Origin of the sequence: Acinetobacter sp. YH12106 (assembly GCF_013418995.1) — a bacterium.
In the GTDB taxonomy this organism is placed as follows: Bacteria; Pseudomonadota; Gammaproteobacteria; order Pseudomonadales; family Moraxellaceae; genus Acinetobacter; species Acinetobacter pseudolwoffii.
Window position 1 is genome coordinate 81,936 of the sequence record NZ_VPAV01000004.1, and the last position, 24,960, is coordinate 106,895.

The 24,960-nt window shown below is 45.0% G+C and carries 20 protein-coding genes, 2 tRNA genes and 1 pseudogene; 17 read left to right on the forward strand and 6 right to left on the reverse strand.

Going from position 1 to position 24,960, the window contains the following annotated elements; translation table 11 throughout:
* The first annotated feature begins 152 nt into the window (after positions 1 to 152).
* Positions 153 to 1,814 carry an energy-dependent translational throttle protein EttA gene (gene ettA / locus FTU45_RS05600; protein WP_005168915.1) on the forward strand — a complete coding sequence of 554 codons (1,662 nt, stop codon included), beginning with the start codon at positions 153 to 155 and terminating at the stop codon, positions 1,812 to 1,814.
* A gap of 69 nt (positions 1,815 to 1,883) precedes the next feature.
* Here the strand turns inward: ettA and FTU45_RS05605 are convergent, their stop codons facing one another.
* The 5 genes from FTU45_RS05605 to FTU45_RS05625 form a co-directional block, all read right to left on the reverse strand.
* Positions 1,884 to 2,225, reverse strand: coding sequence for a hypothetical protein (locus FTU45_RS05605; protein WP_074383638.1), 342 nt, complete (start codon positions 2,223 to 2,225; stop codon positions 1,884 to 1,886).
* Positions 2,226 to 2,375: 150 nt separating this feature from the next.
* Positions 2,376 to 2,451: transfer RNA gene (locus FTU45_RS05610), tRNA-Glu, on the reverse strand.
* A gap of 36 nt (positions 2,452 to 2,487) precedes the next feature.
* Positions 2,488 to 2,563: transfer RNA gene (locus FTU45_RS05615), tRNA-Ala, on the reverse strand.
* Between the two features lie 57 nt (positions 2,564 to 2,620).
* Complete coding sequence (gltX, locus tag FTU45_RS05620; RefSeq protein ID WP_005094353.1) at positions 2,621 to 4,129, reverse strand: glutamate--tRNA ligase; 1,509 nt, start codon at positions 4,127 to 4,129, stop codon at positions 2,621 to 2,623.
* 127 nt (positions 4,130 to 4,256) lie between these two features.
* A complete protein-coding gene (locus tag FTU45_RS05625) occupies positions 4,257 to 4,559 on the reverse strand; it encodes a hypothetical protein (RefSeq protein WP_100355182.1) in 303 nt (100 codons plus the stop codon).
* A gap of 392 nt (positions 4,560 to 4,951) precedes the next feature.
* Between FTU45_RS05625 and FTU45_RS05630 the strand changes: the two are divergent.
* The 9 genes and pseudogenes from FTU45_RS05630 to FTU45_RS05670 all read left to right on the forward strand — a co-directional run bounded on the left by FTU45_RS05630 (position 4,952) and on the right by FTU45_RS05670 (position 15,394).
* A pseudogene (locus FTU45_RS05630) lies at positions 4,952 to 5,950 on the forward strand (sulfate ABC transporter substrate-binding protein).
* Positions 5,951 to 6,194: 244 nt separating this feature from the next.
* Entirely contained in the window at positions 6,195 to 7,214 is a 1,020-nt protein-coding gene (locus FTU45_RS05635; protein ID WP_180076082.1) for a sulfate ABC transporter substrate-binding protein, read from the forward strand.
* 188 nt (positions 7,215 to 7,402) lie between these two features.
* Positions 7,403 to 8,314, forward strand: coding sequence for a 16S rRNA (cytosine(1402)-N(4))-methyltransferase RsmH (gene rsmH / locus FTU45_RS05640; protein WP_180076083.1), 912 nt, complete (start codon positions 7,403 to 7,405; stop codon positions 8,312 to 8,314).
* 10 nt (positions 8,315 to 8,324) lie between these two features.
* Positions 8,325 to 8,657: a cell division protein FtsL gene (ftsL, locus tag FTU45_RS05645; RefSeq protein WP_005094344.1), complete on the forward strand. Its 333-nt coding sequence runs from the start codon at positions 8,325 to 8,327 to the stop codon at positions 8,655 to 8,657.
* A 15-nt stretch (positions 8,658 to 8,672) separates the two neighbouring features.
* A complete protein-coding gene (ftsI, locus tag FTU45_RS05650; RefSeq protein WP_074383637.1) occupies positions 8,673 to 10,496 on the forward strand; it encodes a penicillin-binding protein PBP3 in 1,824 nt (607 codons plus the stop codon).
* Between the two features lie 11 nt (positions 10,497 to 10,507).
* Complete coding sequence (locus FTU45_RS05655; RefSeq protein WP_180076084.1) at positions 10,508 to 12,004, forward strand: UDP-N-acetylmuramoyl-L-alanyl-D-glutamate--2,6-diaminopimelate ligase; 1,497 nt, start codon at positions 10,508 to 10,510, stop codon at positions 12,002 to 12,004.
* A gap of 9 nt (positions 12,005 to 12,013) precedes the next feature.
* A complete protein-coding gene (murF, locus tag FTU45_RS05660) occupies positions 12,014 to 13,417 on the forward strand; it encodes a UDP-N-acetylmuramoyl-tripeptide--D-alanyl-D-alanine ligase (RefSeq protein ID WP_159516327.1) in 1,404 nt (467 codons plus the stop codon).
* On the forward strand, positions 13,418 to 14,536 hold the full coding sequence (mraY, locus tag FTU45_RS05665) for a phospho-N-acetylmuramoyl-pentapeptide-transferase (RefSeq protein WP_005094334.1): 1,119 nt from the start codon (positions 13,418 to 13,420) through the stop codon (positions 14,534 to 14,536).
* Between the two features lie 54 nt (positions 14,537 to 14,590).
* On the forward strand, positions 14,591 to 15,394 hold the full coding sequence (locus tag FTU45_RS05670) for a putative RNA methyltransferase (protein WP_180076128.1): 804 nt from the start codon (positions 14,591 to 14,593) through the stop codon (positions 15,392 to 15,394).
* Positions 15,395 to 15,457: 63 nt separating this feature from the next.
* On the opposite strand, the gene ponA is transcribed toward FTU45_RS05670, so the two are convergent.
* A complete protein-coding gene (ponA, locus tag FTU45_RS05675; RefSeq protein ID WP_180076085.1) occupies positions 15,458 to 17,989 on the reverse strand; it encodes a penicillin-binding protein PBP1a in 2,532 nt (843 codons plus the stop codon).
* Positions 17,990 to 18,154: 165 nt separating this feature from the next.
* Here ponA and FTU45_RS05680 point away from each other — a divergent pair, with 165 nt between their 5' ends.
* The 7 genes from FTU45_RS05680 to aroB are packed head-to-tail and all read left to right on the forward strand — an operon-like array spanning position 18,155 to position 24,951.
* Positions 18,155 to 19,213, forward strand: a complete 1,059-nt coding sequence (locus tag FTU45_RS05680; RefSeq protein WP_005168888.1) for a pilus assembly protein PilM — start codon at positions 18,155 to 18,157, stop codon at positions 19,211 to 19,213.
* On the forward strand, positions 19,213 to 19,851 hold the full coding sequence (locus FTU45_RS05685; RefSeq protein ID WP_180076086.1) for a PilN domain-containing protein: 639 nt from the start codon (positions 19,213 to 19,215) through the stop codon (positions 19,849 to 19,851). The genes FTU45_RS05680 and FTU45_RS05685 overlap by 1 nt, the downstream gene beginning before the upstream one ends.
* Positions 19,848 to 20,561, forward strand: coding sequence for a type 4a pilus biogenesis protein PilO (locus FTU45_RS05690; protein WP_005094323.1), 714 nt, complete (start codon positions 19,848 to 19,850; stop codon positions 20,559 to 20,561). Before FTU45_RS05685 ends, FTU45_RS05690 begins: the two co-directional genes overlap by 4 nt.
* On the forward strand, positions 20,561 to 21,088 hold the full coding sequence (locus tag FTU45_RS05695) for a pilus assembly protein PilP (protein ID WP_005094322.1): 528 nt from the start codon (positions 20,561 to 20,563) through the stop codon (positions 21,086 to 21,088). The genes FTU45_RS05690 and FTU45_RS05695 overlap by 1 nt, the downstream gene beginning before the upstream one ends.
* 16 nt (positions 21,089 to 21,104) lie before the next feature.
* Complete coding sequence (gene pilQ, locus FTU45_RS05700) at positions 21,105 to 23,270, forward strand: type IV pilus secretin PilQ family protein (RefSeq protein ID WP_180076087.1); 2,166 nt, start codon at positions 21,105 to 21,107, stop codon at positions 23,268 to 23,270.
* 36 nt (positions 23,271 to 23,306) lie between these two features.
* Positions 23,307 to 23,843 (forward strand): shikimate kinase AroK, encoded by a 537-nt coding sequence (aroK, locus tag FTU45_RS05705; RefSeq protein WP_005094320.1) that lies wholly within the window; start codon positions 23,307 to 23,309, stop codon positions 23,841 to 23,843.
* A gap of 28 nt (positions 23,844 to 23,871) precedes the next feature.
* A complete protein-coding gene (gene aroB, locus FTU45_RS05710) occupies positions 23,872 to 24,951 on the forward strand; it encodes a 3-dehydroquinate synthase (protein ID WP_180076088.1) in 1,080 nt (359 codons plus the stop codon).
* Positions 24,952 to 24,960: the final 9 nt, after the last annotated feature.

Consider the following 24,960-nt stretch of genomic DNA (forward strand, 5'->3'; position numbering starts at 1 on the left):
CATAAATAAACTTGTAACAATGCATTGAAGTTCATGGCAATGGCTTATGTTTTCGCAGCTTTCTGCGTATAATAGCCGATTATTTTTTCGCTCTTTTTTGAGCTGGGGTGGTTGTTTTAACCCCATTTGGTTTTTCAGTTGAGGAGTCCTACGTGGCCCAATATATTTATACGATGAACCGAGTGTCTAAGATGGTGCCGCCGAAACGCGAAATCCTGAAAGATATCTCCTTATCATTTTTCCCGGGCGCAAAAATTGGTGTGCTTGGTCTAAACGGTGCAGGTAAATCGACCTTGCTTCGTATTATGGCGGGCGTAGATAAAGATTTCTCTGGTGAAGCACGTGCACAACCAGGTACTAAAATCGGTTATCTCGAGCAAGAGCCGCCTTTAGATGAAACTAAAGACGTGCGTGGCAACGTTGAAGATGGTCTGCGTGAGCCGCTGGATGCTTTGGCACGTCTTGACGAAGTATTTGCAGAATATGCAGCAGAAGATGCTGACTTTGATGCACTTGCAAAAGAGCAAGAAAAGCTCGAAGCCATTATCCATGCATGGGATGCACATAACCTTGCCAATCAGATGGATCAGGCAGCTGCTGCACTGAACCTTCCAGCTTGGGATGCCGATGTTAAACTGCTTTCAGGTGGTGAACGCCGCCGTGTGGCACTGTGCCGTTTGCTCTTGTCTAAGCCAGACATGTTGCTTCTTGACGAACCGACGAACCATTTAGATGCATCATCTGTTGCCTGGTTAGAACGTTTCTTGAAAGACTTCCCGGGTACCATCGTTGCGATTACGCATGACCGTTATTTCTTGGATAACGTGGCTGAGTGGATTCTTGAGCTTGACCGTGGCATGGGCATTCCATACCAAGGTAACTACTCTTCTTGGTTAGAGCAGAAAAATGCGCGTCTAGAGCAAGAGAACAAGCAAGAAGAATCTTTTGCTAAAGCATTGAAAAAAGAACTTGAATGGGTTCGCTCAAATGCCAAAGGCCAGCAAAAGAAAAACAAAGCGCGTATGGAGCGTTTTGAAGAGCTTAACTCGCGTGAATTCCAACAGCGTAACGAAACCTCTGAAATCTACATTCCACCTGGCCCACGTCTAGGCAACAAGGTTGTAGAAGTTGAAGGCATCAGCAAATCGTTTGGTGATCGTACCCTGTATAAAGATTTATCATTCGTTGTACCGCCTGCTGCGATCGTGGGTATCGTCGGTGAGAACGGTGCAGGTAAAACCACACTGTTCCGCATGATGACCGGTGAACAACAACCGGATACCGGTTCTGTGGTACTGGGTGAGTCGGTGAAAGTGGCTTATGTGGGTCAGATTCGTGACACGCTTGATGACAACAAAACGGTTTGGGAAGAAGTTTCTGGCGGTTTAGACATCTTGAAGATTGGCGAATACGAAATTGCATCTCGTGCATATATCGGTCGTTTTAACTTTAAAGGCCAGGATCAGCAAAAACGTGTCGGTCAATTGTCAGGTGGTGAGCGTAACCGTTTACAACTGGCTAAAATCCTGCAAATGGGCGCAAACGTAATCTTGCTCGATGAACCGTCAAACGACCTGGATATCGAAACCTTACGTGCGCTTGAGGATGCCATTCTGGTGTTCCCGGGTACTGTGATGGTGATCTCGCATGACCGTTGGTTCCTGGACCGTATTGCAACGCACATTTTGTCATTTGAAGGCGAAACACCTGAATTCTTCACCGGTAACTATGCTGAGTTTGAAGAATATCGCCGTAAGCGCGATGGTGATGATCTGGTTGCGAAGCGTCAAAAATACCGTAAAATTGGTGTTTAATCCCTGATTTTAAAATAAAAAACCAGCCTTCGGGCTGGTTTTTGTGCTTATAGGGTGGTGGGTAATGACTTAGATTTCCCACTCATGATTACATTCGCGACATTTCCATTTCTTTTGGGTCTGCATGAAGGCCTGCATGGAAATTTTAAAATCAGGCAAATCTTTATAGAATATAAAGCCTGCAATCAAAGAAAGAATAAAGACGATGACGGTTGCAGTCTGTAAAGTTGTACCTGCACCATCACCAAAGATCCACATCGCGATACTGATGATCACCAGCAATAATAATAGGAACAGGGCGGGCACCAGAAACATCAGGCTTTTAGGAACCACCGGACGTGGAGCTGCTTGACCTGGCTGGGCCACCGGCATGATTTTCGGGCTTTGACACTTAGGGCAACGATATTGCATTACAACTCCAAAATTCTAAATTACTGATTATTTTATCGGAAGATGCGAAGAAACCGAAATATTGCCCAACATAAAATATACAGGCAATAAAAAACCCAAGTCATAATGCTTGGGTTTTTTAAAAGACCACTTCAAAAGTAATCTTGAATATGGCGTCCCTACGGGGATTCGAACCCCGGTTACCGCCGTGAAAGGGCGATGTCCTAGGCCTCTAGACGATAGGGACAATTGAGGCGTTACACAGCTAAAGCAAGACTTGATTTGGTGGAGTCAAGGAGGATCGAACTCCTGACCTCTACAATGCCATTGTAGCGCTCTACCAACTGAGCTATGACCCCAGTCTGTGTGAGCGCTATATTAGGGATATCGCGCTCACACGTCAACAAAAAAATTAATTAAGCTTGATCAACCGCTTCATTTTTCGGCAATTTTAAGCTTTCATTGAGTTTTTCCCAGACTTTCAGCTCTTTTTTGCTTGGGCCACCGACAATTTCCAGCGCATGACGTAAACGTGCGAAGGTCAAATCAGGGCCAATGGTGACCATAGTCTGCATCACCGGGGTAGACGCAGTTGAACCGGCAATGGCAATAAAAAAGGCCGGCATGAAGTCACGCAGTTTAATTTCCATTTGTGCTGCCAAATCCATCAAGGTTTGGCTGACCGTGTCGTTGTTCCAGGTGAACAGGCTTTCTAAACGCCAAATGGCAAACTGCAAGCTTTGACGTACCTGTTCGTCAGACAGTTTTTTGCTGACAAACTGTTCCTGAGTCAGGGCCGGGAAGTGGTTGAAGTAATGCGCAGACCAGTTCACTGCTTCAGACAGCAAGTTGATACGTGGTTGAATCGCAGCTGCAATTTCTTCTAATTTGGCACGGTCTGCTTTCCATGCCAGCAGCGTATCGAGCAATTCAGCAGGAGAAAGGGCTTTGATCCATTGACCATTGAGCCAGTTGAGTTTTTCAACATCAAAGATTGGACCACCGAGTGATACGCGTTTGATATCAAAATGTTCAATCATTTCTGCCAAAGTGAATTTTTCACTTTCATCTGGCATTGACCAGCCCATACGACCCAAGTAGTTCAACAAGGCTTCAGGCAGTACACCGATATCTTTGTAATAGTTGATTGAAGTTGGGTTTTTACGCTTAGACAATTTTGATTTGTCCGGGTTACGTAGCAGTGGCATGTGACACAGCACCGGCATCTCCCAACCGAAGTACTGGTACAGCAACTGATGCTTCGGTGCAGACGGAATCCATTCTTCACCACGAATCACATGTGTGATTTGCATTAAATGATCATCTACCACGTTGGCCAAATGATAAGTTGGCAAGCCGTCAGTTTTCAGCAGAATCTGCATGTCGACCTGCGCCCATGGAATCTCGACTTCACCACGCAGCATGTCATTAAATTTACAAATACCTTCAGTCGGTACTTTCATGCGAATCACATGTGCTTCGCCAGCAGCCAAACGACGCTCGACCTCTGCTTGAGAAAGGTTTAAGCCTCGACCGTCATAACGTGGAGATTCACCACGTGCTTGCTGTTCAGCACGCATTTGATCCAGTTCTTCGGCAGTGGCGAAACAGTAGAAGGCATGACCTTTTTCAACCAGTTCCAGCGCATAGTTTTTATAAATATCCATACGTTCTGACTGGCGGTACGGTGCATGTGGGCCACCCACATCTGGACCTTCAGACCAGTTGAGACCGAGCCAGCGCAATGAATCCAGGATCATTTTTTCAGATTCAGGTGTTGAGCGCAGTTGGTCAGTATCTTCAATACGAAGGATGAATTCACCCCCATGCTGTTTAGCAAAACATAAGTTAAACAAGGCAATATAGGCAGTACCTACATGAGGAAAACCTGTAGGAGAAGGTGCAATACGAGTACGAACAGTCATAGCCGGATATAATCTAGAATATAAATTTGGTTCTATTATAGCGAAAAAGCCACATCACTTAATGCTTTATTCAACATTCAGTGATATGGCTTTAAATCTTGGTGTTATTCGAGTTGGTTAAAACTGATTAAGAATTATCGCTAGAAAATATGCTTTGTACGAAGCGGGTAAAGCGATAATTTTGTGCTGCAAAGAAATTTTGTGAAGGTGCGACTTTCAGCGCAGTTAAGACTTTAAGATTATCGTCTGTATGCAGGGTTTTTTCGCTTTTTTGTTGTTGAATTGCTTTTTCAATCGGCGATGTCTTGCTTTCAACAGTAGTGACTGAGGCCTTCTGCAAATCTGTCTTCACAACGACGGCATGACCCAGTTGAATCGAAAACAGCATGATCAGACTTAGGATGCTAGCTGTGAATAATTTAAATTTCATATCCAAACTTCCTCCTTGCTTCTGGTTGGTTTTATTCTGTTAAAAATGTTTTTTTAATACTCCGTCTACAATTTAATCACAGTTGATTATAAAGAAGTAGAACCAAGTCACATTTTTTACAAAAAATTAATATAACATCTATGGAAAATTACTAAAAATCGTAATTCTCTCTTTTGGCGGCCTATTTTTAACAGACAACTGTGAAGAGAACGTGAAGAACTGTCTTATATTGTAGCAGGAGATTAATTTTTTAGCAGAATATGTATCCAGGTTTAATTGTTAGCAGATATCTCAAAATCAGAAATAGATCATCAATATTATTATAAACACATGATTGTTATATTTATTTTTTATTTATACAGTGTGGTTATCTCAATAATGAGTCACATAACATGAAAAAAATAATAGCAACCGCAATCTTGACAATATTTACTGCAACCACCATGCAAAATGTAATGGCCAAAGATTTCCTGAATGTCTCCTATGATCCGACCCGTGAATTTTACCAAGAATATAATCAGGAGTTTGGCCAGTTCTGGAAGCAGGAAACCGGACAGACAATCAATTTTAAACAGTCACATGGCGGTTCAGGCAAGCAGGCACGTTCGGTCGTCGATGGTTTGCAGGCCGATGTGGTGACTTTGGCTTTGGCCAATGACATTGAGGAAATCGTCAATGCCGGTTTAATCGAGAAAGGCTGGCAAAAAAAGTTTTCAAATAATTCAGCACCGTATACATCGACAATCGTTTTTTTGGTGCGTAAGGCTAATCCCAAGCAAATCAAGGACTGGAATGATCTGACCAAACCGGGTGTCGAGATTATTACGCCTAACCCGAAAACTGGTGGAGCGCCACGTTGGATCTATCTGCTTGGGGCTATGCGCTGAAACAGCCCGGTGGCAATGATGCCAAAGCCCGAGATCTGGTCAAAAAGCTTTATCAAAATGTCAAAGTGTTGGATTCCGGTGCCCGTGGTTCACTGACGACTTTTGCCGAGCGCGGTATTGGCGATGTACTATTATCTTGGGAAAATGAAGCCTTGCTGGCAACGCAAGGTCTAGGTAAGGACAAGTACGATATCATCTATCCCTCTATTTCAATTCTGGCCGAGCCATCGGTGGCGATCGTTGATAAAAATGTGAATAAAAATGGCAATGCCAATCTGGCGAAAGGCTATTTGAATTATCTGTATTCCCCGAAAGGGCAGGAGTTGGCTGCGAATATATTACTTCCGTCCACGCGATGCTAAAGTGGCTGCCAAATATTCCGCCCAATTTTCGAAAATTCAAACCTTTACCATTGATAAAGTCTTTGGTGGCTGGGAAAAAGCGCAAAAAACCCATTTTGTGAATGGGGCGATTTATGACCAGATTTATAATGAAAAGCGATAACAAGCTTGAATCTAAATTGAATGAAGAAAATGGATAAAGCGTTATCCGTTTTTTTTATATTTAATGCATAAAATTCTATATATTCGAAATAAGTGAAATGACTGGCTATATTTTGTTTTTAAAAACAGATGATTAAGAATAAAAAACCTTTGATTATATCGTGTTGTGATGTTGTAGGTTGAATTGCGATAAATGATTTTATTTCATATAGTTATATCTATACAAGATAAACTCCCGTGCGCTCATGAAAAATCAATTAAAATCCTTATTTAGCGTTGCCTTATTGGCTACAGGTCTAGGCTTGACAGCGACTGTCTCACAGGCGGCTGATCGTCAATTTCTAAACGTGTCTTATGATGCAACCCGTGAATTCTATGATGAATTCAATAAATCATTTGGTGCTTACTGGAAAAACCGGACCGGTCTGGATGTGAACTTTAAACAGTCACATGGTGGTTCGGGCAAGCAGGCACGTTCGGTGGTCGATGGCCTAAAAGGCGATGTGGTGACTTTGGCGCTGGCCAATGACATCGAAGAAATCGTGAAATCTGGTCAGATTCAACCCGGCTGGCAAAAAGAGTTTCCGCATAATTCTGCACCTTATACCTCAACCATCGTGTTTATGGTGCGCAAGGGCAATCCGAAGGGCATCAAGGACTGGAGTGATCTGACCAAGCCAGGCGTAGAAATTATTACCCCCAACCCGAAAACCGGTGGTTTGCCACGTTGGGTATACCTGTCTGCCTGGGGCTATGCCGAGAAACAGTCGGGGGGTAATAAAGCCAAAGCACAGGACTTTGTCGGCAAACTCTATAAAAATGTCAAAGTGATGGACTCAGCAGCACGTGCTTCGATGACCACGTTTGCTGAGCGTGGCATTGGTGATGTATTGCTGACTTGGGAAAATGAAGCACTGGTTACCCAAAAGACTTTGGGTAAAGACAAGTTCGATATTATTTATCCGTCAATTACGATTTTGACCGAGCCATCGGTGGCCATTGTCGATCGTACTGTGGATAAAAATGGCAATAAATGGTTGGCAACAGGTTATATCAACTACCTGTATTCTCCATTGGGTCAGGAAATGGCAGCCAAACATTTCTACCGTCCGCGCAATGAGAAAGTATTAGCCAAATATTCAGCACAATTCCCGAAAATCAAAACTTTTACCATTGATGAAGTGTTTGGCGGCTGGGCCAATGCACAGAAAACCCATTTTGTGAATGGCGCGATTTTTGATCAGATTTATAACTCAAAACGTTAATCTGCTGATTTGAAGACGAATTACAGATAAATAAGCCTCCCTCGCGGAGGCTTATTTATTGACGACACTCAAATAAAAACGGTTTTCTCTATAGAAAGTAATATTTATCTACAAAAAGTCGTTTGGAGCTTTACTGAAACAGGGTGATAATGTGCAGTTAAATTTTTCGCCCTATTGATTGAGTTTTTATGTCACATATTTCTGTATTACTTCACGAAACGATTGATGCCTTGTTGGCGGGTCGCAATACGGGAATTTATGTGGACGGTACTTTTGGTCGTGGCGGACATACCCGTTTATTGTTATCAAAATTAGATGAACATGCACGTGTATATGGCTTTGATAAAGATCCTCAGGCCCTAGAGACGGCAGCAATCTTAGAACAAGAAGATCCACGTTTTAAAATTATTCATGCCAGCTTTGCCGATCTGAAAGACGCACTGGCTGAGCTTGGGATTGAGACCGTGGATGGGGTGATGGCAGATTTAGGCGTGTCTTCGCCGCAGCTGGATCAGGCCGAACGTGGTTTCAGTTTCATGAAAGATGGCCCGCTGGACATGCGCATGGACAATTCTCAAGGTCCAACTGCAGCAGAATGGCTGCTTGAAATTGAAGAAGAAGCACTGGCCAATATCATTTTTAAATACGGTGAAGAGCGTTATAGTCGCCGGATTGCCAAAGCCATCAAGGCGGCAGGGCAGATTGAGACCACGGCTCAACTTGCGGAAATTGTGAAAGTCGCGCATCCAAAATGGGAAAAAAATAAGCATGCTGCGACGCGTACTTTCCAGGCGATTCGTATTGCTATTAATAAAGAATTAGAAGATATTGAAATCTTCTTGCCTCAAGCAGTTGAGGTTTTAAAACCTGAGGCACGTTTGGCCGTAATTAGCTTTCACTCTCTGGAAGACCGTTTGATCAAACAATTTATTCAAAAAGAATCTACATTAGACGAAGATTTTGGCTGGGGAATGCCGGGGCAGCAAAAAGATACACGACGTTTAAAGAAGGTATCCCGCATAAAAGCCAGTGACGAAGAAGTCAAAGCCAATCCTCGTTCACGTAGTGCATGGCTCCGGGTCGCAGAACGTTTAGCTTAATAGGCACATCATGAAAACTGAAGTGGTTGATAAAAAAACAGAAAAGTTGTGGCTTAAACAAGCCTGCATCTATCTCGTCTTGATACTGATGGTCTTCATCAGTGCAGTCTTTGTGGTATTTCAGGTGTTTGAATATCGTCAGGACACCAGAAAACTGAGCACTTATCTGCGTGAGCGTGATGACCTGAATGCAGATTGGGGACGTTTGTTAATTGAACAGCAAACTTTTGGTGCAACTGCGCAGATTGGTACACGTGCTGTCACCCAGCTGCGCATGTATTCTCCCCCGGTTTCACAAAGTGTTGTCATTTCTTTACCACAAACTTCAGATGAGAAAAAATAAGGCTAGCGCTCGGACATGATAGACAAAAGAAAGAAGCAAGCGGTACGTAAAAAACAATCAGTTACCGACAAAAACGCCTCAAATGTGTATATCAATCGTTTCTATATCATGTGGGCGGTGGTGTTGCTATGTTTTATTACACTGATTTGCCGTGCCTTCTATGTGCAGATTATCAATAAGGATTTTTTGCAAAATAAAGCCAATGCCAATATTTTAAGAACCAATACCATCAAGGCCATGCGTGGCGTAATTTATGACCGTAATGGGGTGCCGCTGGCGATCAGTACGCCGATCATGAAAATCGTGATTGATCCACGTGACTATTTTGACAATAAAAAACTCTATGACGAGACCATACTGGCACTAGAAAAAGAGCCAGATAGCCGCAAGCTGAAACGCCAGTTGCCGGATAAAAACCTGAATCTGGATGAACTGGCCGATGCAGTCGGTATGGATCGGGCAGAACTACGCAAAAAAATGCAAGAACGCCCGCGTTCTCGTTATCTGATCCTGAAAAAAGAAGTTCCGCCACAACAGGCTGAACTGATCATGAAGCGTAATTTTCAAGGCGTGTATACCGAGAAAAACTACAAACGTTATTATCCGCAGCCACAGCCCAATTCACAGATTATTGGTCTGACCAATAGTGAAGGCACCGGGATTGAAGGTCTGGAAATGCAGCTCAATACCCGTCTGGCAGGTGAAGATGGTGAGCAGCAGATTATCCGGGATAAAAAAGGCAACCGGGTTAAAGAGCCGGAAGTGATTAAAGAAGTCGAGCCGGGCGAGAATATCACCCTGAGTATCGACTCGCGTCTGCAATATATTATGTACCGTGAACTGACTGCGGCAGGTGTGGCCAATAATGCCCGTTCTGCGACTGCGATTGCGGTCGATGTAAAAACCGGGGAAATTCTGGCCCTGTCATCTTGGCCATCATATAACCCGAATGATAAAAATGGTCTGCTGAACAAGGATGCCATGCGTAACCGTGGTGCAGTGGATTCCTTCGAACCGGGTTCGACCATGAAGCCCTTCACTGTGGCAATGGCTCTGGAAAGTGGTAAATATACGGCCAATTCTGTGGTCAACACCACACCGGGCAGTATGCGAATTGGCAATCACACCATTCGTGATACGCATAACTATGGTCAGTTAACACTGGGCGGTATTATCCAGAAATCTTCGAACGTGGGTGTCGCCAAACTGGCCTTGTCTTTGCCGTATGAAACTCTACCCACTTTCTATAAACGCTTGGGTTTTGGCTCACGCTCAGCAGTAAGATTCCCGGGTGAAAGTGCCGGTCTGATCTTGCCACCAAGTAAATGGAATGTGTCAGAAGTGGCAACCATGTCCTATGGTTATGGCCTGAATGCTACTGTGCTGCAAATGGCGGATGCCTATGCCATGCTGGCCAATAAGGGTGTGAGAATGCCGCTGAGCCTGTACAAGCTGGAAGAACAGCCGCAGGGTGAGCAAATGATTGATGCCAATATTGCAGATCAGGTCTTGCTTATGCTGGAAGTAGCAACTCTGCCTGGCGGTACCGCCACGCGCGCGACAATTCCGGGTTATCGTGTGGCAGGGAAAACCGGTACTGCGCATAAACTGCGTGCCGATCGTAAAGGCTATTCTACCAATGAATACCGGGCTTTGTTTGCTGGCGTAGCGCCCGTGAGTGATCCGCGTATTGCCATGGTGGTGGTGGTCGAAAATCCGCAAGGCACCTATTACGGCGGTACGGTATCGGCACCGGTATTTGCACGCGTGATGCAGGAATCCTTGCGTCTGCTGAATGTCCCTCTGGACAAACCTTTAGAATCTCCCAAAGTCCAGTAAATAGGTGATCAATGTCTATTACATTTAAAGATCTCTACGCCGTTCAGGATACTGCTGAATGGATGACCCAAGCCTTTCAGGGTTTCGAACTGGATAGCCGTAAAGTTAAGGCAGGGCAAATTTTTATTGCCTTGACCAGTCTGTCACAACCAGAAAAAACGGCAGTATTTGCACAAAAAGCTTTAGAGCAGGGTGCCTTAGCGGTGATTTCTGAAATCGAATTGGATATCTCACCCAATCTGGTGGTTGCTGATGTCCGACATTTTATGGGACAGTGGCAAAAACAATACTTACAAGCCAGCCAACCTGTTCAGGCTGCAGGTATTCTTGCAGTGACCGGCACCAATGGTAAAACCACGATTTCACGTTTGGTTGCGGAACTATTCATGTTACAAAGCAAAGCTTGTGCAGTGATGGGGACGACAGGTAACGGGATTTTGCCAAATCTGGAAGCCTCGTCGCATACCACGCTCGATGCTTTGCAATTGCAAAATGCTTTGCATGTTTATGCTCAAGCCGGTGCTAAATTTGCCTCGATTGAAGCCAGTTCGCATGGTCTGGAGCAAGGTCGCTTGAATGGCTGTGATATCGAGATTGCGGGCTATAGTAATTTAAGTCGCGATCATCTGGATTATCACGGGACGCTGCAAGCCTATGCAGAAGCCAAATCTGCTTTATTTAAATTTGAAAGTTTAAAAGTGGCTGTCATCAACCTGGATGATGCGCATGCTCATATCATGATTGATGCAGCGCGCAACAATCCGTCACAGCCAGAAATTTTGACCTATTCAACCCGTCAAGCTGCGGATTATCAGGTTCAGGATATTCAATACAGCATTTCAGGTGCGGCCTTTAAGCTGAAAACGGCTTCTGCTGAATATGTTGTGAACAGTCCGCTGCTTGGACATTTTAATATTGAAAATCTGGTCGCCAGTCTGATCATGGCAGAGCAGGCCGGATTTGATTTAAGCAGCTTGATTGCGACTGTGCCACAGCTCAAAGGTGCACCAGGCCGGATGCAGGTGCTGCGTGATGGCGAGCGCCTATTTGTAGTGGATTATGCGCATACACCTGATGCCTTGACTCAGGTTCTCATCACTTTAAAACGTCATGTTTCACAAAATCTCTGGGCCGTCTTTGGCTGTGGCGGCGATCGTGACCGCGGCAAGCGTCCACTCATGACCCAAGCAGCATTAGAAGGTTCGGATATTACGGTCTTGACTTCCGATAACCCGCGAACCGAAGATCCTGCACAAATTTTTGCCGATATGAAAAATGGCATCGACTTTTTAGGCAAAAGCTACCATGAAATTCATGACCGTCGTGAAGCGATCAAGTTTGCCGTTAAACACGCGCAGGTAGGGGACATCGTGGTGATTGCAGGCAAAGGTCACGAAAATTATCAGGAAATTGATGGTGTACGTCACTGGTTTGATGATGTGGTCGAAGTGCAAGCCGCGATTGATGCCCAGCATCACAGCGCAGATTCAGCTTATCCAGCGTATTAGGATTCAGATATGCATACCTCAACAACCAGTACCGTGCCACTTGCACCTTGGACAGCAGAACAGCTTGAACAAGCGACTCAAGGCAATTGGCTCAATAATAAAAAACCGGCAGACGCCATCAAACGTATTCTGACCGATTCGCGTGATGCTGAACAAGGGGATGCTTTCCTTGCACTGCAAGGCGAGCGCTTTGATGCCCATGATTTTGTGGCACAAGTAGCAGCAAGCGGCTGTCAGATTGCGATCGTCAGTCGACCGCTCGATATTGATATCTGCCAGCTTGTCGTAGACGATACCCGTTTGGCACTAGGGCGGTTGGGCGCATACCGTCGTCAGCAGAATCCTCAGCTCAAAGTCATTGCCTTGACCGGCAGCAGTGGCAAGACCACCACCAAGGAAATGCTGGGGAGCATCTTGTCTCGTCTTGCGCCGACACTGATCACGCGTGGCAACCTGAATAATGACCTCGGCGTACCGGTGATGTTGCTCGAATTACGTCCCGAACATCAGTATGCAGTGATGGAGCTGGGTGCCAGTCATCAGGGCGAAATTGAGTACACCTCAAACATGGTACAGCCGCATGTGGCCGGGATTATTAATATCGGGACTGCGCATTTGGGTGAATTCGGCGGTCGTGATGGCATTTGTACTGCCAAATCTGAAATTTATGCGCATATTACAGAAACCTCGATTATTCCTGCCGCAGATGATTTTACTGAAACCATTCGTCAGGCGGTCAAAACTGAACAAAGCTTAAGTTTTGGTGCCGGCGGTGAGGTGTATGCCAGCGATGTCGTGCTTGATGCGCAATCTTCTACCTTTACCTTGAATACACCACAAGCTTCGAAAACAGTTCAGCTGCCCTTTGCCGGTGAGCATAATGTTGAAAATGCCACAGCAGCGGCTGCCTTTGCTTTGGCAATCGGGATTGGTCTGGATGATATTGTGACCGGTCTGGAGCAGGCTGTGGGTGCCAAAGGCCGTTTGAACTTTATTCAACACAAACAGTATTTGCTGATTGATGATACCTACAATGCCAATCCTGGTTCAATGCGTGCAGCAGCTGAAGTTTTGGCACAGCAGCAGGGTATCCGGGTCATGGTGACCGGTGATATCGGTGAACTCGGTTCATCGGCTGCGATGGAACATTATAAGCTGGGTCGAGATCTGGTCTCGGTCAAAGGCATTAACTTTGTGGTGGCTGTGGGTGAATTTGCACCTGCCGCACAGGAAGGTGCACGTAGTACCCAATATGGCAAGAAAATGCAGGCTTTCCTGAATCAGGAGCAGGCATTGCCATTTTTAATTCATTTGATTGAAACACATCAACCTCAGCCGATGTCATTTCTGTTTAAAGGGTCGCGTTATACCCATATGGAAACATTGATGGCTGCATTGATGGAGAAACTCTAAATGCTGTTATGGCTCTTTGAACATTTGGCGGGCTTTGACAGCACGTTTCAGGTGGTTCGTTATTTAACTTTACGTGCGTTGCTCAGTGTCCTGACGGCATTGACCATTGGTCTGGTGCTGGGTCCTATCATGATTCGCAAGCTTCAGGCACTCAAATATGGTCAGGCGGTCAGCTCGTATGCCCCTGAAAACCATGCCAAGAAAATGGGTACACCGACCATGGGTGGGGTACTAATCCTGCTTTCAATCGGTATTTCGACCCTGCTTTGGGCGGATCTTTCCAATCCTTATGTCTGGATTGTACTGGCGGTGATGGTCATTTTCGGTGCCGTGGGTTGGGCGGATGACTGGATTAAAATCCGTTATAAAGACAATGCCGGTCTGCCTGCGAAGAAAAAATTCTTCTGGACTTCGGTCGGTGCATTGGGAGTCGGTATTGCCCTGTATGTGATTGCACAGCAGCAGACCAATCCGGTACATACCGCGAATATGCTGGATCTTTTGATTCCATTTTTTAAAGATTTGACGATTCCGTTGTCGGCTATTCCACTGGGGATTGGCTTCATTATTTTTACTTATTTTGTGATCAATGGTGCATCCAATGCGGTAAACCTCACCGATGGTCTGGATGGTCTGGCGATTATGCCAATTGTACTGGTTGCGGCAGGTCTGGGTGTATTTGCCTATCTGGCCGGAGACGTGCGTTTTGCCAATTACCTGCATATTCCCTATGTGAAATATTCCTCTGAACTGGTGGTGATCTGTGCGGCGATGATTGGTGCCGGTCTGGCATTCCTGTGGTACAACGCCCATCCTGCGCAAGTGTTTATGGGTGATGTCGGTGCTTTATCGCTGGGTGCGATGTTGGGGACGATTGCTGTGATGGTACGTCAGGAAATCGTCTTTGCGATTATGGCGGGTGTATTCTTGGTCGAAGCGATTTCAGTATTCTTGCAGATTGGTTCATTAAGAATGCGCAATAAACGCGTGTTCCTGATGGCACCGCTGCATCATCATTATGAAAAGAAAGGCTGGCGTGAAACTCAAGTCGTCATTCGTTTCTGGATTATTACGATTATGCTGGTGGTTTTGGGTCTAATGACCTTAAAATTGCGCTAAGAGATGCATTGAAAAAAGTCGGCGCAGGCCGGCTTTTTTGTTTTGGAGAGAATGATGAATTTACTCATGTGCCCAGTCTGTCGCCAGCAGTTGAGCTTAAATGAAAGAACATGGCGATGTGAGAATCATCATAGCTACGATGTGGCCAAGCAAGGCTATGTGAACCTGCATGTGGTGCAACATAAACACAGTAAAAATCCTGGGGATACGCCTGAGTCCGTCCAGGCACGTCGTGCATTTTTGAGTGCGGGTCATTATGCGCCTTTGCAACAGGCCGTGGTGGAGAGGCTCCGAGAGCTGCGTATTGAAAATCTTTTAGATATTGGTTGTGGTGAAGGCTACTATACTGATGCCATGCAGACTGAAGTGCTGCAATGCGTCGGGGTGGATATTGCCAAAAATGCCGTTCAGGTCGCGGCCAAGCTCAATAAAAATATCACCTGGGTCGTAGGAACCGGGGCGACTTTACCAGTGCTGGATGGGTCGATTGATATGTGTACCAGCCTGTTCAGTCCGATCCCAAAACAGGAAATTTTACGGGTTTTAAAAGCTGAAGGTTATTTAATGGTGGTGACACCTGCGCCACAGCATTTATATGCGATGCGTGAGGCACTTTTTGAAGAAGTGAAACCCCACGAACCGCAAAAGTTTGTTGAGCAACTGCAAGATGAATTTGATCTGCTCAGTGAGCAGGTGATTGATGCCCCGATGACTTTGCCACAGACAGATTTAAAAAACCTGATTGCTATGACACCGTATGCTTACAAGGCCAAACCTGAACGCCGTCTGGCACTTGAACAGCAGGATCAGTTTAAATTGCTGGCGCAATATCAGATCTATCTGTTTCAGAAAAAATAAAAATTCACCGATAAAAATGCCCTCATTGTTGAGGGCTTTTTTATACTAGTTTGTCGGTTGTGGTTATTGCACTTCTTGAATCAGGTTTTCTAAAGCGTCCACTTTACTTGGTTGAAGCGGCTGTTCTGGCGGAGCAGTTGTTTCAGCAGCATCTGGCACAGCAATTTCCTGTCCTGGCAGATCTTCGAAATCCGTTTCTGTCCGTTTCGGGACGACCACAGGTGCCGGGCGGCGGTAAAGTGCAGTGGCCATTGGTGGTGAAGACGGATCATTCTGCACTTCATCACCCTGAACTACCTTGCTTCGATTCACTGGTGCCTTGGCATTACGGTCTAAACGCACCCATGCTTCTGGCTGACCTTTTAAGGCATTGCCCATAAAGTCGGTCCAGATCGGTAAGGCTGCCACACCACCATATTCACGGCGTCCCAAGGTTTTAGGCTGGTCAAAGCCGACCCAGGTGATGGTAACAAGTTTGCCATTGAACCCTGCGAACCAGGCATCTTTGGCGTCATTGGTGGTTCCGGTTTTGCCCCCAATATCATTTCGCCCGATTCTTAAGGCCGCACGGCCGGTACCGTGCTGAATCACATCACGCAGAATATTGGCCATGTCATAGGCAGAGCTGGATTTTAAAATACGCTGTGCCTGACGATAATTACTGTCTTCGGCAGAGACTTTGGGTGCAGCCTGTTTCTGTTCTAGAGTTGTATTGTTGATTGCAATCGCTTCATCATCTGCGGTCATGGTGTCGGCAGGTTGAGCAGGTTCTTCTTGGGTATTGATACATGAAATACACGCATATTCAGGCTGAGCTTCAAAAATGGTATGGCCATAGGCATCTTCAATACGGGTAATGAAATGTGGCTGGATCCGGTAACCGCCGTTGGCAAAAGTCGCATAACCTGTCGCCATCTGAATCGGCAGAACCTGAGGCGTGCCGAGTGCAATGGTATAGTTACGCGGAATCTGATTGTCCTGTAAACCAAAATCCATAAACAGCTGACGGGTACGTTCAATCCCGACAGCCTGTAATAAACGCACTGAAACGGTATTGCGCGAAAGATATAGTGCGCGGCGTAGCGGGATCATCCCCAGATAACGGCCATCTGAATTACGAGGTGTCCATTTGCCAATGGTAATTGGCGCATCATTCACCATGGTATGCGGTGTCATGCCTCGTTCTAAAGCCAGTGCATAAACAAAAGGTTTAATCGTAGAGCCGGGTTGACGCCAGCCCTGGATTGCACGGTTAAATTTCGACTGATAAAAGTTGTATCCGCCCACAATGGCTTCAATTGCACCATTATTTGGATTGATGGCAATCAACTGTCCTTGCACATTTGGAATTTGTACCAGCGACCACGAGGTTTTATTCTGATTCGGTCGTAAACGTATAATATCTTTGACTTTGACAATCTCGGAAGCTTTGCTCGGCGCACCACCTACACTGTTGACATTGCGAAAGGGGCGCGCCCAAGACATACCGGACCACGGTACAGTTACCGTGGTGCCATCCTGCATCAACGCTTCAAAACTGGAATTGCCAACCTTGGTTACTTGAGCAGGGTAGGTGTTGGCATAGGCACGGAAATTTTCCAGCGGTTGATCATGTGCTTCAGCACCACGCCAGCCATGTCGACGGTCATAAGCTTCCAGACCCTCTTGTACCGCCTGTTCTGCATAGGTCTGGCGTTCACTATGGATGGTGGTATAGACCTTGTAGCCAGAATCTACCGCCTGTTCGCCAAAGTTTTGTACCAGTTCAGAACGCACCATCTCACCGACATACGGGAATTTATTGCGGGTACTGCGGTCAGGCATATCCAGATTGATGGGTTCAGCAATCGCTTGTTGATACTGACTCTGGTTCAGATAGCCCAGTTGCAGCATACGTCCTAAAATCCAGTTGCGACGTTCGAGAGCACGTTTGGGGTTGGCCACCGGATTATATCGAGAAGGCGCTTTAGGTAAGCCCGAAATCATGGCCATCTGCGCAATCGAAAGCTCTTCTAAACTCTTGTTATAGTAAATTTTGGCTGCTGCTGCGATCCCGTAGGCATTTTTACCCAAGAAGATTTTATTCACATAGAGTGTCAGAATTTCTTCTTTGGTCAGGCTTTGCTCAATCTTACGGGCCAGAAAAATTTCAGTCAGTTTACGCTTGAGTGTTCGTTCGGGGCTGAGATAATAGTTTTTCGCCACCTGCATGGTGATAGTGGAACCACCGGTCTGCACATCCGAACCGGTGATACTTTCACTGACTGCACGGCCTAAGCTTTTAAAACTGATTCCGCTATGCTCGAAAAAGCTGGAATCTTCAGCGGCGAGGAAAGCATGAATAAACTCGGATGGAATTTGTTCATATTTCACGGGAACAGAAAGCTTGCCACCATACTCAGCAATTAATTCATTATCTGAACTAAAAACTTGTAAAGGCTTTAATAAAGGCGCCTTTTTAAGCGTGGACATTTCAGGCAAAGATGGGGCAATATAGAGATACATGCCATAGAAACCCATCGGAATTGAGATCAGGATAATGATAATGATCAAAAAAAATGGGTGGACAAGGCCTGAACAAGATAGCTTTTTCATAACAAGTAAGTTTTAATAAGAGCTAATGGCGAACTAATTACCGATCAGTATATCCTTTAGATATACATATTGTTAGATGAGTTATTGTATCTATATAAAATTATAGATCGGATCGATTGGTAAGTTAGATTTAATTGGGGATAAAAAAATAATAGGAATTATATTGTGCGCAGGTTATATCGTAAACCAAATAAGGGGTTAATAGGAGTTGATATTAGTTCGACTTCTGTTAAGGTTTTGGAGCTTTCTGTAAAAAGTAGCCGTTACTGGGTAGAGAGCTATGCTTTGGTCCCATTAATGGAAAACAGTGTTGTTGAAAAAAACGTCTTAAACCCGGAAGCAGTCGCGGATGCCCTTGGGCGTGCAATTAATTTGGCCAACACCCAGTCGAATCATGCCGCTTTTGCCATTCCAACCTCTATGGTGATTACCAAAACTATCGAGATGGATGCAGACATGTCGAATGATGAGCGTGAAGTTCAGATTCGTGAGGATGCAGAACAGTATATTCCGTTCCCACTCGATGAAGCCAGTCTGGACTTTGAAGTTCTGCCTGACCGTCTTGCCAATCCAAACCGGGTCAATGTGCTGTTGGTGGCAACCCGCATTGAAAATATTGAAGCACGTTCTGAAGTTTTGGAAATTGCCGGACTGACACCCAAGATCGCGGATGTAGAAAGTTTTGCGCTGGAAAATGCTTTTAAAGTGTTTTCGGATACTTTGCCGATGGGGGTAAATACTGTCGGTATTTTAGACATTGGACATAGTATGACGACTTTATCAGTCATGCAGAACAACAAAATTATTTATACCCGTGAGCAGGTGTTCGGTGGCAAACAGCTGACTCAGGAAATTCAGAACCGTTATGGTCTGTCTTTTGAAGAAGCCGGGCGTGCTAAAAAAACCCGTGCTTTGCCAGATGATTATGATATTGAAGTGCTAGAACCGTTTCTGGATGCTGTGGTGCAACAGGCAGCGCGGTCATTACAATTCTTCTTTTCATCGTCTCAGTTTAATGAGATTGATCATATTTTATTGGCCGGCGGGAATGCCAATATTCCAGGTCTGGCAAAATTATTACAACAAAAACTCGGTTACCGTGTCACGATCGCGAATCCATTTTTGCAAATGGGCTTTTCTCCTCAAATTGATATTAAAAAAATTGAAAATGACGCGTCATCACTCATGGTTGCATGTGGTTTGGCATTGAGGAGTTTTGATTAATGGCAAAGATTAACTTACTTCCTTGGCGTGATGAGCTAAGAATTAAAAGAAATAATGAATTCGTGGCAATCTGTGTGGGGGCGCTTTTCTTAGGACTGGCGGCGGCAGGTTCAACCTGGTTTTATTATGATCACAAGCTTCAGGATCAGGAACAGGCCAATCAGCTGATTCAAAGTACCAACCAGAATCTGGATGTGCAGTTAAAAGCGCTAGAAGGTTTGCAAGAGCAACGTAATGCCATTGTTGAGCGGATGAAGCTGATTCAGGGCTTGCAAACGCAACGTCCGATCGCGGTACATTTGATTGATGAAATTGTACGGGTGACACCAACCAATATGTACATCACCAAGTTTCAGCGTACTGGCGATAAATTTAGCATCGAAGGTCGAGCCGAGAGTCCAAATACCGTAGCAGAATTACTGCGTAATCTGGAAGCTTCCTCCTGGTACCGAAATGCCTTTATGAATGCCTTTCTGGTGTCTGAAGAATCCAAAGAAAAGACACCGAGCTCGATTATTCCACGTGTTGAAGAGTCTTATGGCAGCTTTACCGTGACTGTGGATCTGGATCAGATCGCTGAACCGGTACTGAATGAAGAACAGCAAGCAGCCAATACCACTCCGGGGGCATCATCATGAGTAATGAAAAATTCGATGAGTTCAGCCAGGATGCCGTGGCTGTACCTAAAAATAAAATGACAGTTGAGAAATTTTTTCAGCAATTCAATACCCTAGATCCTAATAATTATGGCAGCTGGCCTTTATCGGTCAAGATTAGCTGCTGGATTTTTATTGTTATCTTGGTATTTATGCTGATTTATTTTGCCCTGACCAGAAGTACGATTGAATCAATTTCACAAGCCAGTGCCCAGGAACAAAACCTGCTGAATGAGTTTCGTGAAAAGGAATCAAAATTACGTAATCTACAACAATATCAGATTCAGCTTCAGGAAATGGAAGCACGTTTTAACCAGCAATTAGAACAATTGCCGAAGGAAACTGAAATTCCGGGTCTGGTTGAGGATATTAACCTGAGCGGTGTCAATTCAGGTCTGAAGTTTAAAAATATCCGTCTGGAACCTGAAATTAAGCAAGAGTTCTTTATTGAACAGCCCATTGCGATTGAAGCGACTGGGGATTACCACGCTTTTGGTTCTTTTGTCAGCAGTATTGCAGGCTTGTCGCGTATTGTTACCTTGCATGATTTCACCATTACCGGTACTGAGAATAAAGAGAAAAAGTCTGAGATTCCGGTGATTGATTATGTGGTTAAGGCCAAAACCTATCGTTATGTGGGCAATGCCGAGGCTTCTTCAGCAGGTACGAGCACGACTCAGGGGGCGCAGTAATGAATAGGATTAAAATTACTTCAGTTTTAGCGCTTGGACTGGTATTGCTGGGATGTGATTCACGTATTGATGCAGTCAATCAGGAAATGGCCAATATTCGTAACCAGCCACCTTTGCCGATTGAACCTGCACCCGATTTTATGCCAGTTGAAACCTTCAACTATGCAGCACATCAGATCAAAAGTCCTTTCCTGCCAAGTTCTCTGGCTGCCGAGCTAAAGATTATGGCGGGGAAACGGGTTTATCCAAATTTGTCACGCCAATTGCAACCACTGGAAAGTTATCCTCTGGAAACCTTGAGCATGAAAGGCAGCATGCGTAATCAGGCCGGACAGATTCTGGCTTTAATCCAGACACCGGATGGCGAGATTGAACGGATACAGCGTGGTAGCTATATGGGGCTTAATCATGGTCGTGTGAGTGGTATTACACCAACGCAGATCGATTTGATTGAGATTATTCCAGATGGCCGTGAAGGATATGTGGAGCGTCCGCGAAGTCTGGTTCTGATTGGGCCGGCACCATAAGTTTTAGGGAATAACAATGAATAAGAGTATTAAAGAATTTATTTTTGGGGATGCTAATACAATGAATCGTGTGTTTCGTCAGTTTTCAATGGGTGCTGTTGCGATTGCGGTGATGCAAGCAGCTAGCGCACAGGTAGCCGTGACCAATATCGTAGCTATGCAGCTTCCTGGACAAGGAACTGAAATTCGGGTGATGTTCAATGGTTTGCCACCACAGCCACAAGCCTATCAATTAGAATCACCTTCGCGTCTAATTTTAGATTTTGACCAGGCCCAACAAAACTTAAAGCAAAGCAATATTTCGGTGGCAACACGTGAAGCCAGTTCGGTCGATGTGACTTCGGATGCACAACGTGCCCGTTTGACTGTTAATCTGGCAGATGCTGGTGCCTTTACCACGCGAGTTGAAGGGAATACCTTTATCCTGAAAATCAACTCAGCCACGCCAGTCGCGACAGTTCAACCGGTATTACAGCAGTCAGCTCAGGGAATTAGCAATATCAGTTTCCAGCGTGGGGCTCAAGGTGAAGGTCAGGTGGTGATTGACCTGGCAGGCAACAACACCCCGGTCGATGTACAGCAGCAGGGGACTAAAATCATTGTTCGAACCTTAGGCACGAAGATCCCGACGCATTTGACCCGTCGTCTGAATGTGAATGATTTTGCGACGCCTGTGTCGAGTGTGGATGCAGTGAATCAAAATGGATCAGGCGTGATTACGATCCAGTCCGGGGAAAGTTATGAATATATGGCTTATCAAACGGATAATAAGCTGACCATTAGTTTGAAACGTCCGGAAGCCAAGAGTCCGCTACGTCCGAAGACCGTGGCTTATAGCGGCAAGAAAATTTCACTCGATTTCCAGGATATTGAAGTACGTCGTGTACTACAGCTTTTGGCTGACTTTACCGATATCAATATGGTGGCAGCAGATAGTGTACAAGGCAATATTACCTTGCGCCTAAAAGAAGTGCCTTGGGATCAGGCACTGGATATTGTACTGAAAACCAAAAACCTGGATAAACGCCGTAATGGTAATGTGATCTGGATTGCACCAGTGACAGAACTGATTAAGGCAGAAGAGGAAGAGGCAAAAGCTTTGGCTCAAAGTGTCAAGCTTGCCCCTATTCAAACTGAATATATGCAATTAAGTTATGCTAAAGCTGCAGAGATCGAAAAACTCATTACACAAAATAAAGGTTCATCTAATTCAGGTGGATCAAGTGGTGCAAATAATAATGATAAAGAAAGTTTATTGAGTTCACGAGGTTCAATATCGATTGATGCAAGAACTAATACCATTATTGTGAATGATACCCAGCCTTTTATCGATAAAATCCGGAATATGGTGGATCTGCTCGATGTACAGGTCAAGCAAGTAATGGTTGAGGCGCGTATTGTACGTGCAACGACTGATTTTACCAAAGAAATGGGGGTGAAATGGGGGATTTTATCTCAAGGTATAACTAATAATAATCATTTACTAGTAGGCGGTAGTGATACATCCCTTTGGGATCTTAGGGAACCTGAATTTGATTCTGAAAGAGGGGGATATACTTATGAGATTCAACGTCCACAAAACCTGAATGTAGACTTGGGTGTAACAAGTCCGGGTGCAAGTCGTATTGCTTTTGGTCTAATCAGTCTTTCTGATTTTATGCTGGATCTAGAGCTTTCTGCATTGCAAGCGGATGGCTATGGTGAAGTCATTTCAACACCAAAGGTACTCACAGCAGACAAGCAAAAAGCAATGGTTGCATCTGGTACACAGATTCCTTATCAGTCATCAGAAGGTGGGGGTGTCAATGCAGTGTCGACTACAGCATTTATTGATGCGACTTTAAGTCTGGATGTCACACCAAGTATTACTCCAGATGGCAAAGTACAGATGGAACTCAATATTACCAGTGATTCACCGGGTAACCCGACACCGACAGGACAGCTCACTATTAACAAAAACCAGATCAATACCAATGTGCTGGTGGATAATGGTGAAACAGTGGTCCTGGGTGGGATTTTTGAGCAGGAAACCCGTAATGCACAAACCAAGGTGCCATTCCTGGGGGATATTCCTTATGTAGGGCGTTTATTCCGTAAAGATTTAAAATCGGATAACAAGCGTGAGTTGCTGATTTTCGTTACACCTCGAATTGTTAATGACAGTGTTTCAAGAAATCATTAATATATTTTGAATTTAACAAAACGAATAGGTGACTCCTTGCCAAGCAAAGAGTTTGAAACCCTACCAAATCTTTATTTGGTAGGGCCGATGGGGGCCGGTAAAACAACAGTAGGACGACATCTCGCAGAATTGTTAGGACGCGAATTTCTAGATAGCGATCATGAAATTGAACGTAAAACAGGTGCGACGATTCCCTGGATTTTTGAGAAAGAAGGGGAACAGGGTTTTCGTGACCGTGAAACTGCTGTAATTAATGAACTTACTTCACGCCCCCATTTAGTTTTAGCCACTGGCGGTGGTGCCATTACTCAGGTCTTGAATCGAGACTATCTGAAACAGCGTGGGATCGTCGTTTATCTCTATACGCCGGTTGAAATTCAACTGCAGCGTACCTATCGCGATAAAAACCGTCCACTCCTCCAAGTCGAAAATCCGGAACAAAAGTTACGTGATTTATTGGCAGTTCGTGACCCCTTGTATCGGGAAGTGGCACATCATATCATTGAGACCAATCAGGGTGCGGCACGAGATCTGGCGCAGCGGATTCTCAATCTCATTACTTCCAAGAACTAAGTACATTGAATAAAGTGGTTAATCAAACATGCAAACCTTATATGTAGAACTCGGAGAACGTCGTTACCCTATTTTCATCGGGAGCGATCTTGATCCACAGGCCTTATTGGCTCCCTATATTCATGGCAAGCAAGTGATGATTGTGAGCAATACCACGGTTGCGCCACTTTATTTGCAGCATTATCAAACTGCGATTGCAGCTTTAGACAAGCATGTTGCGACCTGTATTTTGCCCGATGGTGAAAAATATAAGGATAGCCAGCATCTGAATCTGATCTTTGATGCATTGCTTGAAGCTGGTTTTAACCGGGACTGTACGGTGCTTGCGCTCGGTGGTGGTGTGATTGGCGATATGGCCGGTTTTGCTTCGGCATGTTTCCAGCGTGGCGTGTATTTCATTCAGGTACCGACGACTTTACTGTCTCAAGTCGATTCCAGTGTCGGTGGAAAAACCGGAATTAATCATCCACTGGGTAAAAACATGATTGGTGCGTTCCAGCAACCGCAAGTGGTGCTGGCCGATATGTCGCAACTTTCTACTTTACCCGATCGTGAACTTGCGGCGGGTTTGGCTGAAGTGATTAAGTATGCGCTACTCGGTGATGAATCATTTCTGCTCTGGCTTGAAGAGAATATGGATGCTCTGGTCAGTCGTGATGAGAAACTACTGGCTGAGGCCGTTTATCGTTCCTGTGCGCACAAGGCCCGGATTGTCGCCAATGATGAAAAAGAGCAAGGGGAACGTGCTCTACTGAATCTGGGGCATACTTTTGGACATGCGATTGAATCTTATCTGGGGTATGGTGTCTGGCTACATGGCGAGGCTGTTGCAACAGGTATGGTCATGGCGGCAGATTTATCACAGCGTATGGGTTGGATTTCTCAGGGTGATCTGGAACGTACAAAAAAAATCATTTCTCGTGCCAAACTTCCGATCGTTTGTCCTAAAATCCCTCTTGATGATTTCCTGGCATATATGGCCCATGACAAAAAAGTCTTGAATGGACAATTGCGTCTGGTGTTGTTGCAACAATTAGGTAAAGCTGTGATTACTCGGGATTTTGATCTTGAGCGAATGCAACAGGCAATTTTAGTGAATCAGGCATAGGTTTTAGTT